The sequence below is a fragment of the Burkholderia ubonensis genome (assembly GCF_902833085.1).
Lineage (GTDB): Bacteria > Pseudomonadota > Gammaproteobacteria > Burkholderiales > Burkholderiaceae > Burkholderia > Burkholderia ubonensis.
Genome location: NZ_CADFEB010000012.1, coordinates 16,794 through 31,198 on the forward strand (window position 1 = coordinate 16,794; position 14,405 = coordinate 31,198).

Sequence of the window (14,405 nt, forward strand, 5' to 3'; positions counted from 1 at the left end):
GGTTCTGTTATTTTCTGGGCGGGAAATTCATCAGCGCGAAGAAGATGAACCCGACGCCAAAAATAAACGCCATCAGCGTCCAGTTCCACACCGCGCCAAACCGATTGATGGTGGCCGTCCGCGAAGGCGCCTCCGGCTGATACAGCACGGTGACCTTGTCGCCGACCTTCGTTCCGTAAATCATCCCGCCCTGCGGATAGGAAATGCGTTTGCCGGTTCTTGTCACAAATTCAACCTGGGGATGGCTGCCACCGGCATTCAAGCTGACGACCGCCCCAGGAACCGCGATTGCCGTCCGTAGAAAATCCCACGTCGACCACGCCGTAAAAGCCGCGATCACGAGAAAAACGACTCCGATTACAATGCCTGCGATAGCCTTGAACATGAGCTCTCTCGATTTCCTTGAAAAGGCGAGCCGAGTCGCCCCTCACGTCAGTGCTCTGCGCGAGATTTTAAAACAAAACGATTCTGGCGCATCGTCTTCGAATTCGCGGTCATTCCCGAATCGCGCCGGCCGTCACGACCCATTTCGCACATTACAAATTTGTTAGGGTACGATCGCCCTTATGAGCGGAGGCCACGCTGCACCCGCCCGTCTCTAAAATGTCGAGCATCCGCCAGCCCTCCGGGAGAGACAAGAACGCACTATGGAAACGAGCCAGCGGCTGGTCCTGATGGTCGCGAGAATACGCGCGCTGATGCAGCGGCAAGGCCTCAGCGACGCCGACCTCGCCCGCAAGACCGGTGTGTCGCCCGCGACGCTGAGCCGCGTGTTGTCGATGGCGACCGAGGACCCGCGCATCAGCACCGTCATGGCGATCGCCGATGCGCTCGGTTCGACCGTCGGGTATCTGCTTCAGAGCGAGCGGGTCTATCCGATCCCGATTCTCGGCTGGGACGAGATGCTCGGCTATGCGCGCGGTGTCTACGACGTCGCGCGCAACACGCGCTGGCTGACCGTCGACACGCCGCGCAGGCCGGGAACGTTCGCGGCGCGCACCAAGCCGTCGATGGCGCCGCGGTTCCGCGAAGGCTCGATCGTGATCGTCGAGCCGGGCGTCGCGTTTCGCGATGCTCAGGTCGTCGTCGCCGCGATCGACGGCGGCGAGCCGACGCTGCGCCGCGTCACCAAGGACGGCGAAGCGGTCTGGCTCAAAGGCCTCGCCCCTTCGCCGGCAGACACGATCAACGCCTTCGGAGCGAGCGTCGTGGTGCTCGGCGTCGTCACCGAGTCGCGCCTCGTCAATCCTTGAACGAGAACGGATTGAAGCTCGTGTGATAGTCGTAGTAGTCGATCTGGTCCATTTGCTTGAGGCGCCTGGAAGCCGTCGTGACGACCGGCAGCAGCACGAGCTCATAGGTCACCTTGACCGCGATCTGAACGCCGATCATCGTCAGCACGACATCGTTCGGCAGCCGGCCCCAGAACAGGATCACGCAGAACAGCGTGCTGTCGATCACGATCGCGACGCCGGTGCTCGACACGATGCGCGCCCACAGATGGCGGCCCGCGCTCGCGATCTTGAGCTTGGCGAGAAAGGTCGTGTTGACGAACTCGCCGCAGAAGTAGGCCACGGTCGACGCGACGAACGTCCGCGCGAACTCCAGCGCGAGCGCCGGATAGGCCGCGGCGAGCGTCGGATTCTGCGCTTCCCAGCTCGGCAAGCCCGGCGGCAACGACAGGAGCCAGGTCCCGATGATGAACATCAGGTTCACGGCAAGACCGCCCCAGATCACCATCCGGCTGACCCGATATCCGTACACCTCCGTGATGATCGTGCTGAACGCGTAGGTCATCGGAAACGCGATCAGTGCGGCCGGAATGCCGAAGGTGATGCCGCCGAGCGTGACCGCGATGACGCGCGCGCCCGTCACGTTCGACAGCATCAGGAAGCCGGCATAAAGAAGCGCCAGCAACAGGACGGCGGGTGTCAGCTGATGCTTGCGCGTCGGAAAGTACGAGAGCGGAATGGGCTGGTCCGTATACGTGGCGGCGTTGAGAAAGCCGATGTGCGCGACGTCCTCGCGCGAGAACTTGTCGAGCCACGCCTTCGTGTTCAGCTCGCGCGGCGACATCCTGAACGTGGTGCCGGAATCGCGCACCCGCACCAGGACCTGCAGCGCGTCGCTCTCGAGCGACGGCTCGATGACGGCTTCGATTTCGTGAGAAGCGGATTCCATGATCGGCTCGCGGTGCGAAGTCATTGTCGGATCAGGCGCGTATTCGGGACGTCCTGAACGGGCGCGCTGCTGCGCACCGGATTGATGTCGAGGCCGCCCCGGCGCGTATAGCGGGCCGACACGGTCAGGCGGGCCGGCGCGCATTGATCCTGGATGTCCTTGAAGATCCGCTCGACGCATTGCTCGTGGAATTCCTCGTGATTGCGGAACGACACGACATACCGGAGCAGCGCGTCGCGGTCGATGCGGCGCCCTTCGTACTCGATCGACACGGTCCCCCAGTCGGGCTGGCCCGTCACGAGACAGTTCGATTTCAACAGGTTCGAATAGAGCGTTTCGCTGACGCGCTCGTCATGCGTCGCGAGCAGTTGCCGGTCGACGCTGAACTGCGCGATGTCGATGTCCTGCTCGTCGATCGAGGTGCCGATCGGCGCGCCGATCTGCAAGGCGGCCGCGTATTCGAGCGATTCGAGCGTGACCGAAACGGGCGCGCCGGCGCAGCGCGACAGATCGTTCGCGGCGATGCGCTCGACCTCCTCCCGGCTTTCGAACGACGTGTTGTTGAACGTGTTGAAGTACAGCTTCATCGATTTCGATTCGATCACGTTCGGCGACGTGCACGGCACGACGATCGTCGCGATCGCGACGCGCGGCACGCCGCGGGGCGTGAGCCACGACACCTCATAGTGATTCCATACGTCGACGCCGAAAAACGGCAGCGTATCCGTGATGCCGATCTCCTCGCGCTTGATCGTGCGCGGAATCGCATAGAGCTTTTCCGGGTTGTAAATCGACTCGTACTTGGATTGCTTGCCGAGCTCCAGGGCGCCTTGATTGGATAGCGAGTTCATGTCTTTGTTTTCGATTTCAGCGTTCTATTTTTCGATAAATTCAGAGCGATTATTTAAATGCGCGAAGGCTTAATTGCCAGTTACGTCGCCAACTTCGCCATGATACCGTAGCCATTTCTTTTATCCGTCGGCAATCGATTCAAGGCAACGATCGCTCCGGCCCGTCCGTGACGGGCGCAATGCGGCATCATAAAAGCAAATAAAGCCAATCCGCCTGGTTATTTCATGCGAGTCCGCCGCAACGGGTCGGCGGCACGGCTGACAGATCGACATCAACGCGTATCCAGCCAAAAGACGACAATCGTCCTGTCATATTTGCCAGTTTTAAATGACCACCGCTTCATCCATATTATCCCGGTTAAGACATGAATTGCATTCTTGCAACACCAGCACGCGATCGGGCAGGTTGATTCCTGCGTTCCGAAATGGGAGCGGAATGCGGCATCGCCCGCCGACCGCCATGCCGGCAATGTCGCCGATGCTTCCGGCAATCGAAACACCCGCCCCATGCGAACGACGGCTCGAGCCTCATACGACAGGGTCGCCTGCCGCAATCCGGACGAAGCCGGCGGCCAATCCACGACTCGACGCGGCATCCGTCGCGCATCCGGTTTGGACGATGCTCCGGATGTCGCGTCCGACACGTTTTGCATTCCAGATTCGACAGCGCCCCGGCAGCGATCCGATCGGGACCGTTGGCGAATCGATGACACCGTAATGAGAACACCGTGACAACCTATCGAGAGCTCCAGGCACAAATAGAAGTGCTTCAAGCACAAGCCGAGTCGGTCCGGCTGGAGGAAAAAAAAGCCGCCGTGTCGAGGATCAGGGAAGCGATCGCGCTGTACGACCTGACGCCCGGCGACCTGTTCTGCGATCCGCCGCGCAAGCCGCGTCGGCGCGTGAAGCGCGGCCCGGTTCCGCCGAAGTACCGCGACCCGCAGAGCGGAGCGACATGGAGCGGCCGCGGCCGCGAGCCCCTGTGGATCAACGGGCAAAGTCGCGAACAGTTCCTGATAGACGCGTCGGCGTAATCGCGTTCGAGCGTGTCGCGGATCGGCAGCGCGACACGCATGGATCGCCTGTCGATTTCTCCTGCGCTCACTTCATTCGTCACACGCACGCAATGTCGATGACCATTCTGATCAGCGTCGTTGGTACGGTAATCCTGCTCGCGGTCGCATCGCCGCGGCTGATGCGGGCATGGTGCAAGGGACTGCCCGTCGGCACGCGGGCGTCGGCGCGCGACGCCGCGCAAGAGGTGGTGCGGTTTGCCACGCTGGACGCGCGTGCCGCGGATGCGTGCGCCACCGAGCTGGAACGACTGGCCTCGGGTGGCTCGACGCGTGCGGCCAGCGAGCGCGCGGCGATCGTGCGCGCGGCCGACGACTTTCCGAGCACGCTGTCCAGAAAGCAACTGGTGCGGGAGCGCGCCAGAAAGGCGCGCGAGCATGCAACGCGTGCCCGCGCTCACGCGGGCGCCGCCCGCTCCGCCCTCCAGCGCGATGCGCGCAACGACGACGCTTCGCAACGGGAGGACGAAGTCCGGCGGCATGCCAGCCTCGCCAACCAGGCGCACCTGAACGCCCGGGACCTGCTCGAATTCACGCTCGCTTCGGAGAAGCGCAGCGATCTCTGAGGGCGACGACGGCGTGCAACGCCCGCCCTGCGTTCATTCCTGCGTCGGCTGCGCCGGATCGATGTCGGTCAGCCGCGGCTTCGCGCCTTGCAGGTCGCGCGTGTTCTTCTGCACGGTCACCGCACCGAACAGCGCGAGCACGAACGACATCGCGTAAAAGCCTTTTTCGCTGAGCTGCAGCGTCGCGTTGATCAGGCCGACGATCAGCAGCGCGATCGAGAGCAGCAGCGCGAACCAGCTCAGCCCGTAATAGATGCCGGTGACCGGGATGCCTTCGGCGCGATCGCGCACGCTCTTCTGCAGCGAAATCGCCGCATACAGGCCGAACACCAGCACGGTGAAGTAGTAGCCCTTTTCGTTGAGCTGCATGCCCGCGTTCCAGAGCCCGACGAGAAACGCGGCGAAGCCCGCGATCAATGCCGCCCACGAGGCCGCGACGAACGCGAACGACGGCTGCTGGATAGTGGTCTGGTTCATGGTGTTGCCCTCTCTTTCTTGTTGAAATTCTTGTTGAATTGAATCGCGAGCATGGTAGCAGTTTTGTCACATGAAATGACCGGATCGACGGCCCGCCGCCGGCGCGCTCACGCGCCGCGATGCGCGCGCCGCCAGCGCCCCGGCGTCGTGCCGAACACCTCGCGAAACGCCTTGCCGAACGCCGCCTCCGACTGGTAGCCGACCGCCTGGCCGATCTCCGCCTGCCCCCGGCGCGTGTCCCGCAGCAACGCGCACGCGTGCATCATCCGGATCTGCGTGACGAACGCGCCGACGCTCATCCCCGCCTTCTCGCGAAAATGCCGCGCGTAGGTCGCGCGCGACATCGCCGACACGTCGCCGAGCGACGCGACCGTCCACGGCTGCGCGGGCGCCTGCATCACCGCCTGGATCGACGGCCCGAGCCGCGCATCCGCGGCGAGCGCGAGCCAGCCGGACGGCACCTGCGTGTCACGGCCGTACGCGCGCAGCGCATACGCGAGCAATGCCTGGCCGAGCGCGTTGACGATCGCGCGGGCGCCCGGCTGCAGATTCGATGCCTCGGCACGCAGCACCCCGGTCAGCATCTGCAGCGATGCGAGCCCGGACGGCTCGCCCAGCCCGACGTGCAGCAGGCCCGGCAGCGCGCGCATCAGCAGCTCGCCCGCGCCGCGCTCGTACACGAAGCGCCCGCACAGCAGATCCACGCTCGCGCGCTCCGGCGTGTCGGTATTGCATTTGACCGGCAGCACCGCGCCGCCGGCCACGGCAAGCTCGCGCATCGGCATGGCGGCCGCCGGCGCGGCCGTCGCGTCGTGGATCTCGTGCGCGCCGCCCGCGGGCAGCAGCACGAAATCGCCTTCGACGAGCCGCAGCGCGCGGCCGTCCGCCGTGCGCAGACGGCATTGCCCGGCCAGCAGCAGATGGAACGCGGCCTCGCCGGCCGGCAGCGCATCGTGCGCCATCGCGAACGGGCCGTCGAGCAGGCAGCGCACGTCCAGCTCGACATGGCTGCGGCCCAGCAGCAGCAGTTGACTCAGCGCATCCATGAGACGCTCGCGCTAAAAATTGACACTTTAGCGTATCGAAACCATCACCGCCGACGCTCAGAATAGCCGTGCATCTCCGCAGCACGCGGCACCCGCCGCGGCCACCTACCCGTGAAAAAGGACGAGCCATGCTGAACTGGAACGAATATCGCAAGGAACTCTCGACGCGCATCGGCGATCTGGCGAAGTTGTCGCCCGATACGCTCGCCGGCTACAAGGCGCTGTCCGGCGCCGGCGCGAAGACCGGCCATCTCGACGCGAAGACGCGCGAGCTGATCGCGCTCGCCGTGGCGGTCACGACGCGCTGCGACGGCTGTATCGCCGTGCACACGGCCGAAGCCGCCAGGCACGGCGCGACGAAGGAGGAAGTGGCGGAAGCGCTCGGCGTGGCGGTCGCGCTGAACGCGGGCGCCGCGCTCGTCTATTCGGCGCGCGTGATGGATGCAATGGGCGACTGAGCCCGCGACCGCGGTCACGCCCCGGCGCCCGGCCCCGCCCGGCGCGCCCGGGGTGTTTGCAGGCGGCCGCCGTGGTGAACCCGGCTACGGCGAACTCGGCTACCATGCCCGGACGACTCGCCGAGAAGGAGCGCCCCATGTGCCGCTGGCTCGCCTACACGGGCAACCCGATCCACCTCGAGACCGTCCTGTTCCGCGCGAAGCATTCGCTGATCGACCAGAGCCTGCATTCGGAGCTGGGCGCGACGACCACCAACGGCGACGGTTTCGGCATCGGCTGGTACGGCCACCCGGACGAACTGCCGTTCCGTTACCGATCCGTGCATCCCGCGTGGAACGATCGCAACCTGCGCGAAGCCGCGCGCGCGATCCGCTCGCGGATGTTCATCGCGCATGTCCGCTCGGCGACCGACACGCCCGTACAGGAAACCAACTGCCATCCGTTCCGGCACGGCCGGTGGCTGTTCGCGCACAACGGCCTGATCCGCGATCTGCCGAAGCTGCAACGCGACCTCGCGATGAAGATCGATCCGGCGCTGTTCCCGACGATCGAAGGGTCGACCGATTCGGAGCTGATGTTCCGCCTCGCGCTGACGTTCGGCCTCGAACAGGCGCCGCTGCCGGCGCTCGAGCGGATGGCCGGCCTCATCGAGGACATCGCCGCGCGGCACCGTGTGAACCTGCCGCTCAACATGACGGTCTGCGTGACCGACGGCGAGCAGATCATCTCGGTGCGCTACTCGAGCGAGCGGCAATCGCGTTCGCTGTTCCACAGCACGTCGTTCCGGCACCTGCACGAACTGTATCCGCACAACCCGCGCATCGCCGAAGCGGGTGACGATGCGTTCATGGTGCTGTCCGAGCCGCTCGTCGACCTGCGCGGCGCGTGGGAGGAAATTCCGGAAAGCACCGCGATCATTGCGCACGGCGGCGACGTCGAGCAGCGGCCGTTCGAGCCGCGGCGTCACGCGTAGGCGTGGCGCGACCGGTTGCCATGCCGCCGCGTGTCGGCTATAAAAGTCCGAGGATTTTCGGCATGCCGCGCTTGCGGGCATGACCGTGCCCCGTTCAACGTCTTATGGAGAACCCACCTTGACCCTGGACCTCGCCACCGCCCAGCAATTCCTGATGACCCGCGGCATGGACTTCGGCCTCAATCTCGTCGCCGCAATCGCCCTGTGGCTCGTCGGCCGCTGGGCAATCCGCATCGGCACGCGGCTGCTCGGCAGGATCGTGCAGCGCAGCGGCAAGGTCGACCCGACGCTCTCCGATTACATGACCTCGGTCGTCGGCGTGCTGCTGACGATCCTGCTGATCCTCGCGATCCTGCAGCTCTTCGGCGTGCAGACCACGTCGTTCGCCGCGCTGCTCGCCGGCCTCGGCCTCGCGATCGGCACGGCCTGGGGCGGGCTGCTCGCGCATTTCGCGGCAGGCGTGTTCATGCAGGTGCTGCGCCCGTTCAAGATCGGCGACGTGATCAGCGCCGGCGGCGTCACCGGCACCGTGAAGGAGATGGGCCTGTTCGGCACGACGATCATCACCGCGGACAACATCGTCACGATCGTCGGCAACAACAAGATCTTTTCGGACAACATCGCGAACTACAGCGCGACGCCGCACCGCCGCGTCGACCTGTCCGCGAAGATCGCGAACGGCGTCGACGCGGTCGACGCGATCAACCGCCTGAAGGAATCGGTGCAGAAAATCCCGAACGTGCTGACGACCCCGGCGCCGGACGTCGGCGTGCTGCAGTTCACGCCGGAAGGCCCGCTGCTGTTCGTGCGCCCGTTCACGCAGCCGGCGAACTACTGGCAGGTGTATTGCGACACCAACCGCGCGATCCTCGACACGTTCCGCGACGCGCAGTACCCGACGCCCGAAACGCCGCTCTCGCACCGCACTGCGTAACGGCGCGCCGCGCCGGCGGACATGAAAAAAGCGTGGCTGCAGTTTGCGAGCCACGCTTTTTCATTGCCGCGGCGAACCGCGCGACCCGCGCAGGTCAGTGACCGCTGGTCTTGCCCTCGCCGCCCGAGCGGCCGCGCACGAGCTTCCACAGCGCGCCGAGCGCGACCGGCACGACCGCCGCGCCGATCCCGGCCAGCACGATCACGTTCAGGTACTGGCGAACGAACGGGATGTTGCCGAAGAAGTAGCCGAGCAGCACCAGCAGCAGCACCCAGATCAGCGCGCCGAGCACGTTGAAGAGCTGGAAGCGCGTGACGCTCATCGACGACGCGCCCGCGACGAACGGCGCGAAGGTGCGCACCACCGGGATGAAGCGCGCGAGCACGATCGTCTTGCCGCCGTGCTTGTCGTAGAAGCTGTGGGTCTTCTGCAGCGCCGCGCGGTCGAGGAAGCGCTCGAGCACCGGAATGTGCGTATTGAAGACCTTCGGCCCGATCCAGCGGCCGATCAGGTAATTGACGGTGTTGCCGGCGGTCGCCGCGACGAGCAGCAGCACGATCAGCGCGCCGACGTTCATTTCGCCGGTCGCCGCGAACGCGCCGCCGATGAACAGCAGCGAATCGCCCGGCAGGAACGGAAACACGACGAGGCCCGTTTCGCAGAACACGATCAGGAACAGCACCAGATACACCCAGGCGCCGTATTGCCGGATGAAGTCGCCGAGGAATGCATCGATGTGCAGGACGAGATTGACGAAATGAAGCAGCGTATCCAAATGCGGTTCCTTCAGGGCAAGCAGGCCGGTGACGGCACAAAGGGCGGAATCGCCCGCCCGGCAAGGGCGGCGCGTGAAACGCAGTCATCATACCGAAACTGCCTTAAGGCTCCGTGAAAAAACGTAACGGATCGCCGGCCCGGCGCGCGCCGGCGGCCTCGCTATAATTCGGCCATGTCCGAATTCACCGAAACGGCCGCGAGCGCCACGCCCGCCCCTGATCCGCACTCGCCGCGCCCGCTGCGCGCGATCCAGCCCCTGCCCGACCAGCTGATCAGCCAGATCGCCGCGGGCGAAGTCGTCGAGCGTCCGGCGTCGGTCGTCAAGGAGCTGCTGGAGAACGCGCTCGACGCCGGCGCGAACACGCTGCGCATCGTGCTCGAGGAAGGCGGCGTCAAGCGCATCTCGATCACCGACGACGGCTGCGGGATCCCGCCCGGCGAGCTGCCGCTCGCGCTGATGCGCCACGCGACGAGCAAGATCCGCTCGCTCGAGGAGCTCGAAGCGGTCGCGACGCTCGGGTTCCGCGGCGAAGCGCTCGCGTCGATCGCGTCGGTCGCCGAGATGTTCATCACGAGCCGCACGGCCGATACTCCGCATGCGACGCGCATCGACGCACAGACCGGCGTGCTGGCCCCCGCCGCCGGCGCGGTCGGCACGACGATCGAGGTGCGCGAGCTGTACTTCAACACGCCCGCGCGGCGCAAGTTCCTGAAGAGCGAGCAGACCGAGTTCGGCCATTGCGTCGAAATGATCCGCCGCGCGGCGCTCGCGCGGCCGGACGTCGCGATCTCGGTGCTGCACAACGGCAAGGCCGTCGAGCACTGGAACGCGACCGAGCCCACGCAGCGGGTCGCGAAGATCCTCGGCGAGGGCTTCGCGACCGCGTACCTGCCGCTCGACGAGCGCGCCGGGCCGCTGGCCGTCTACGGCTGCGCCGGGCTGCCGACCGCGAGCCGCGGCCGCGCCGACCAGCAGTATTTCTTCGTGAACGGCCGCTTCGTGCGCGACAAGCTGCTGACGCACGCGGTGCGCGCCGCGTACGAGGACGTGCTGCACGGCGACCGCTACCCGTCCTACGTGCTGTTCCTCGACCTGCCGCCCGAGGCCGTCGACGTGAACGTGCATCCGTCGAAGATCGAGGTGCGGTTCCGCGATTCGCGCTCGATCCACCAGTACGTGTTCCATGCGGTGCAGCGCGCGCTCGCCCGCCATGCGGGCGCGTCGCCCGAAACCACCGCCGGCGGCCATGCCGCGCATATCGCAGCGGCGCCGGGCCCCGCTTCGTTCCAGCGCACGCCGCTCGGCCAGGCGGCGAGCGGCGGCGGCAGCCCCGCGCCCACGCCGTCGCAAGGCAGCACGTGGCTGCGCCAGGCGCGGATGACGCAAGGCACGCTGCCCGTCGCGCAGCCGCTCGCGCTCTACGACGCGCTGTTCGGCCGCAAGGACAGCGGCGCGGGCACGCCGGCCGGCACCACGGCGGTCGCGCATGACGCAGCCAATGCCGGCGACGCGCCGGCCGCACTGCCGGCGGGATTCGCCGCCGCGCCGTCGCTCGCCCACAGCACGCACGACGACCAGCCGCTCGGCTTCGCGCTCGGCCAGATCCACGGCATCTACGTGCTCGCGCAGAACGCGCACGGGCTCGTGATCGTCGACATGCACGCGGCGCACGAGCGGATCCTGTACGAACAGTTCAAGCACGCGCTCGTCGACCGCTCGGTCGCGGTGCAGGCGCTGCTGCTGCCGGTATCGATGAACGCGACGCCGGTCGAGATCGGCACCGTCGAGGAGGAGCGCGAGACGCTCGAATCGCTCGGCTTCGACCTCGCGGTGCTGTCGCCGACGACGCTCGCGATCCGCGCGGTGCCCGCGCTGCTGAAGGACGCGGATCTGCAGGCGCTCGCGCGCGCGGTGCTCGCCGACCTGCACGCGTTCGGCGGCTCGCGCGTGCTCACCGAGCGCCAGCACGAGCTGCTCGGCACGCTCGCGTGCCATCACGCGGTGCGCGCGAACCGCCGCCTCACGCTCGACGAGATGAACGCGCTGCTGCGCCAGATGGAAGCGACCGAGCGCGCGGACCAGTGCAACCACGGCCGGCCGACCTGGTACCAGCTCACGCTCGGCGACCTCGACCGCCTGTTCATGCGCGGCCAATGAGCGTGTCGCAGTCTTCCGCTCAAACGACGATCGCCTGCCTGCTCGGGCCCACCGCGTCCGGCAAGACGGCCGCGGCGCTGGCGCTCGCGGCACGCCGGCCGATCGAGATCGTCAGCGTCGATTCGGCGCTCGTCTACCGCGACATGGACATCGGCACCGCAAAGCCGACCCGCGAAGAACGCGCGCGCGCGCCGCATCACCTGATCGACATCATCGACCCGGCCGACGCGTATTCGGCCGCCCAATTCCGCGCCGACGCGCTGCGGTTGATCGGCGAGATCGCCGCGCGCGGCCGCACGCCGCTGCTCGCCGGCGGCACGATGCTGTACTACAAGGCGCTGACGCAGGGGCTGAACGACCTGCCGTCCGCGGACCCGGCCGTGCGCGCGGAACTCGACGCGGATGCCGCGCGCGACGGCTGGCCGGCCCTCCACGCGCGGCTTGCGCAGGTCGACCCGGAGACGGCAGCGCGCCTCGCGCCGAACGATTCGCAGCGCATCCAGCGCGCGCTCGAAGTCTTCATGCTGAGCGGCCGGCCGATGTCCGCGCTGCTCGCCGCGCCGCCGCGCGCGGACGATGCGGCGGCCCGCTACCGGTTCGTGCCGGTCGCGCTCGAGCCGTCCGACCGCGCGGTGCTGCACACGCGGATCGCGCAGCGCTTCGACGCGATGCTCGACGCGGGTTTCATCGACGAGGTCGAACGGCTGCGCCGCCGCGACGACCTGCATCTCGGGCTGGCGTCGATGCGCTGCGTCGGCTACCGGCAGGCATGGGAATTCCTCGACGGCGCGATCGACTATCGGACGATGCGCGACAAGGGCATCTTCGCGACGCGCCAGCTGTGCAAGCGACAGCTCACATGGCTGCGTGCGATGCCGGAGCGGATCGTCGTCGACTGCGTCGCGGCCGATGCGGCCGCGCGAGCGGTCGACGCGCTCGAACGCGTGCTCGACGGCCGCGCGCCGGACTGACGCCATCGCAGCGGCGCGCGGCCGCGCGCGTCGTCACCCGGCTCACCGCGCGGCGAGTCGCGCCCGCGCGCCGTCGACGATCAGCGCGATGCCGCACTTGAACGCGTCGTCCGGACTGCGTGCTTGCAACGCGGCCCACCCTTGCGCGACGAGCGGATGCGTGGCCGGGTCCGGCCCGTCCGCATCGGGCGCCCGTTCCGGCTCCGCCTGCTCCTCCAGCACCCAGCCGACCACGAAACGGCCGATCGCGAACATCAGGTCGATCGCCTGCTCCGGCGTGAAGCCCGCGTCGCACAGCAGCGCCAGCTTGCATTCGATCCCGTCGAAATGCGCGCCGCGCGGCCGCGTGCCGGCATGCAGGCGCGCGCCGTCGCGATAGGCCAGCAGCGCCGCGCGGAAATTGCACGCATTCGCGACGAGCCACGCATCCCACGCATCGCCCGGCTGCGGCAGCGACGCGCGGCGCCGTTCGAGCATGATCGCTTCCGCCATCGCATCGAGCAGCTCCCCCTTGTTCCTGAAATGCCAGTAGAGCGTCGGCGACTGCACGCCGAGCCGTTCCGCGAGCCGACGCGTAGACAGCGCATCGATGCCGACCTCGTCGAGCAGTTCGAGCGCCGCGCGCAGGACCGTGTCGCGCGTCAGTCGCGCACCCGTGTCTTTCATCTCTATCACCGATAGGGAAGCTGTGGAATAATCGCCACTCTATCACCGATAGAGAACGATCTTGAACCCTTCCATGCTTGCCATCCTGACGACGGTCGTGCTCGACGCGATCGGCGTCGGGCTCGTGATGCCGATCCTGCCCGGGCTGCTGCGCACGCTCGCCGGCGCGGGCGGCGCCGACACGCACTACGGCATGCTGCTCGCGCTGTATGCGCTGGCGCAGTTCGTGTGCGCGCCCGTCCTCGGCGCGCTGAGCGATCGCTTCGGCCGCCGGCCCGTGCTGCTCGCGTCGCTCGCGGGCGCCGCGCTCGACTATCTGCTGATGGCGTATGCGCCGACGCTCGCGTGGCTCTACGCCGGGCGGCTGATCGCGGGCATCACGGGCGCGAACGTCGCGGTCGCGACCGCGTACGTCACCGACGTAACCGCGGAACCCGATCGCGCGCGCCGTTTTGGCCAGCTGGGCGCCGCGATGGGGATCGGCTTCATCGCCGGCCCGGTGCTCGGCGGCCTGCTCGGCGCGTGGCATCTGCGCGCGCCGTTCGCCGCCGCGGCGCTGCTCAACGCGCTCAATCTCGCGCTCGTCTGGCGGAGCCTGCCGGAATCGCGGCCGCCGGCCGCGCGCGCCGGCGGCGCCACGGTGAGCCTCAACGCGTTCGCGAGCCTGCGGCGGCTGCGCGGCGGCCCGGCGCTCGTCCCGCTGATCGGCGTCTACGTGATCGTGGCGCTGGTGTCGCAGGCGCCCGCGACGCTGTGGATCCTGTACGGACAGGCGCATTTCGGCTGGTCGACGCCGGTCGCGGGCCTGTCGCTCGCCGGCTACGGCGCGTGCCACGCGCTCGCGCAGGCGTTCGCGATCGGGCCGCTGATCGCGCGGCTCGGCGAGCGCCGCGCGCTCGCGCTGGGCCTCGCCGGCGACGCGCTCGGCCTCGTGGTCATCGCGTTCGCCGACATGGCCTGGGTGCCGTTCGCGCTATTGCCGCTGTTCGCGGCGGGCGGCATGACCCTGCCGGCGCTGCAGGCGATGCTCGCGCGCCAGGTCGACGACGCCCGGCAGGGCGAGCTGCAGGGCACGCTCGCAAGCATCGCGAGCCTGATCGGCGTCGCCGGGCCGCTCGTCGTCACCGCGGCCTACGCGGCAACCCGCGATGCGTGGCCCGGGCTCGTCTGGGCCGCGGCCGCGTTGCTCTACCTGCTGGTGCCGCCGCTGCTGGCCCACGCGCGGCCGGCGCGAGAAAGTCCGGCCGCGTAAGCGGAATCCGTCCGCCCGCGC

General features: G+C 67.6%; 16 protein-coding genes. 9 read left to right on the forward strand and 7 right to left on the reverse strand.

Translation table 11 applies throughout. From position 1 onward, the window contains the following. Positions 1 to 7: 7 nt before the first annotated feature. Positions 8 to 385, reverse strand: coding sequence for a DUF3592 domain-containing protein (locus HWX31_RS30155; RefSeq protein WP_174964108.1), 378 nt, complete (start codon positions 383 to 385; stop codon positions 8 to 10). Between the two features lie 262 nt (positions 386 to 647). Between HWX31_RS30155 and HWX31_RS30160 the strand changes: the two genes are divergently transcribed. Next, the gene (locus HWX31_RS30160) at positions 648 to 1,253 is read left to right on the forward strand and encodes a LexA family protein (protein WP_059775566.1); all 606 of its coding nucleotides are present in this window, start codon (positions 648 to 650) and stop codon (positions 1,251 to 1,253) included. On the opposite strand, the gene HWX31_RS30165 is transcribed toward HWX31_RS30160, so the two are convergent. Further along, the gene (locus HWX31_RS30165) at positions 1,243 to 2,181 is read right to left on the reverse strand and encodes a queuosine precursor transporter (protein WP_230463677.1); all 939 of its coding nucleotides are present in this window, start codon (positions 2,179 to 2,181) and stop codon (positions 1,243 to 1,245) included. The two genes, HWX31_RS30160 and HWX31_RS30165, sit on opposite strands and share 11 nt — an antisense overlap. A gap of 20 nt (positions 2,182 to 2,201) precedes the next feature. Continuing rightward, positions 2,202 to 3,032, reverse strand: a complete 831-nt coding sequence (gene queF, locus HWX31_RS30170) for an NADPH-dependent 7-cyano-7-deazaguanine reductase QueF (protein ID WP_174964107.1) — start codon at positions 3,030 to 3,032, stop codon at positions 2,202 to 2,204. 728 nt (positions 3,033 to 3,760) lie between these two features. Here queF and HWX31_RS30175 point away from each other — a divergent pair. Both HWX31_RS30175 and HWX31_RS30180 read left to right on the forward strand, forming a co-directional pair. Continuing rightward, positions 3,761 to 4,066: an H-NS histone family protein gene (locus tag HWX31_RS30175; protein ID WP_174964106.1), complete on the forward strand. Its 306-nt coding sequence runs from the start codon at positions 3,761 to 3,763 to the stop codon at positions 4,064 to 4,066. A gap of 98 nt (positions 4,067 to 4,164) precedes the next feature. Continuing rightward, positions 4,165 to 4,671, forward strand: a complete 507-nt coding sequence (locus HWX31_RS30180) for a hypothetical protein (RefSeq protein WP_174964105.1) — start codon at positions 4,165 to 4,167, stop codon at positions 4,669 to 4,671. Between the two features lie 33 nt (positions 4,672 to 4,704). Here HWX31_RS30180 and yiaA read toward each other — a convergent pair whose 3' ends face one another. Together yiaA and HWX31_RS30190 are read right to left on the reverse strand one after the other, a co-directional pair. Beyond that, complete coding sequence (gene yiaA / locus HWX31_RS30185) at positions 4,705 to 5,148, reverse strand: inner membrane protein YiaA (protein WP_059483398.1); 444 nt, start codon at positions 5,146 to 5,148, stop codon at positions 4,705 to 4,707. Between the two features lie 107 nt (positions 5,149 to 5,255). Continuing rightward, positions 5,256 to 6,194, reverse strand: coding sequence for a cupin domain-containing protein (locus HWX31_RS30190; RefSeq protein ID WP_174964104.1), 939 nt, complete (start codon positions 6,192 to 6,194; stop codon positions 5,256 to 5,258). A 128-nt stretch (positions 6,195 to 6,322) separates the two neighbouring features. Here HWX31_RS30190 and HWX31_RS30195 point away from each other — a divergent pair, with 128 nt between their 5' ends. From HWX31_RS30195 to HWX31_RS30205, 3 genes are all read left to right on the forward strand, one after another. After that, positions 6,323 to 6,652: a carboxymuconolactone decarboxylase family protein gene (locus tag HWX31_RS30195; RefSeq protein ID WP_010091464.1), complete on the forward strand. Its 330-nt coding sequence runs from the start codon at positions 6,323 to 6,325 to the stop codon at positions 6,650 to 6,652. Between the two features lie 137 nt (positions 6,653 to 6,789). After that, the gene (locus HWX31_RS30200; protein ID WP_174964103.1) at positions 6,790 to 7,626 is read left to right on the forward strand and encodes a class II glutamine amidotransferase; all 837 of its coding nucleotides are present in this window, start codon (positions 6,790 to 6,792) and stop codon (positions 7,624 to 7,626) included. A gap of 79 nt (positions 7,627 to 7,705) precedes the next feature. Continuing rightward, positions 7,706 to 8,560, forward strand: a complete 855-nt coding sequence (locus HWX31_RS30205) for a mechanosensitive ion channel family protein (RefSeq protein WP_174964102.1) — start codon at positions 7,706 to 7,708, stop codon at positions 8,558 to 8,560. A 94-nt stretch (positions 8,561 to 8,654) separates the two neighbouring features. Here the strand turns inward: HWX31_RS30205 and HWX31_RS30210 are convergent, their stop codons facing one another. After that, positions 8,655 to 9,335 carry a DedA family protein gene (locus tag HWX31_RS30210; protein WP_174964101.1) on the reverse strand — a complete coding sequence of 227 codons (681 nt, stop codon included), beginning with the start codon at positions 9,333 to 9,335 and terminating at the stop codon, positions 8,655 to 8,657. 174 nt (positions 9,336 to 9,509) lie between these two features. Between HWX31_RS30210 and mutL the strand changes: the two genes are divergently transcribed. Continuing rightward, positions 9,510 to 11,495 (forward strand): DNA mismatch repair endonuclease MutL, encoded by a 1,986-nt coding sequence (mutL, locus tag HWX31_RS30215; protein WP_174964100.1) that lies wholly within the window; start codon positions 9,510 to 9,512, stop codon positions 11,493 to 11,495. Continuing rightward, positions 11,492 to 12,466, forward strand: a complete 975-nt coding sequence (gene miaA / locus HWX31_RS30220; protein WP_174964099.1) for a tRNA (adenosine(37)-N6)-dimethylallyltransferase MiaA — start codon at positions 11,492 to 11,494, stop codon at positions 12,464 to 12,466. Before mutL ends, miaA begins: the two co-directional genes overlap by 4 nt. A gap of 42 nt (positions 12,467 to 12,508) precedes the next feature. On the opposite strand, the gene tetR is transcribed toward miaA, so the two are convergent. Then, on the reverse strand, positions 12,509 to 13,132 hold the full coding sequence (gene tetR / locus HWX31_RS30225; protein WP_174964098.1) for a tetracycline resistance transcriptional repressor TetR: 624 nt from the start codon (positions 13,130 to 13,132) through the stop codon (positions 12,509 to 12,511). A gap of 61 nt (positions 13,133 to 13,193) precedes the next feature. On the opposite strand from tetR, the gene tet(64) reads away from it, so the two are divergent. Beyond that, positions 13,194 to 14,384, forward strand: coding sequence for a tetracycline efflux MFS transporter Tet(64) (tet(64), locus tag HWX31_RS30230; protein ID WP_174964097.1), 1,191 nt, complete (start codon positions 13,194 to 13,196; stop codon positions 14,382 to 14,384). Positions 14,385 to 14,405: the final 21 nt, after the last annotated feature.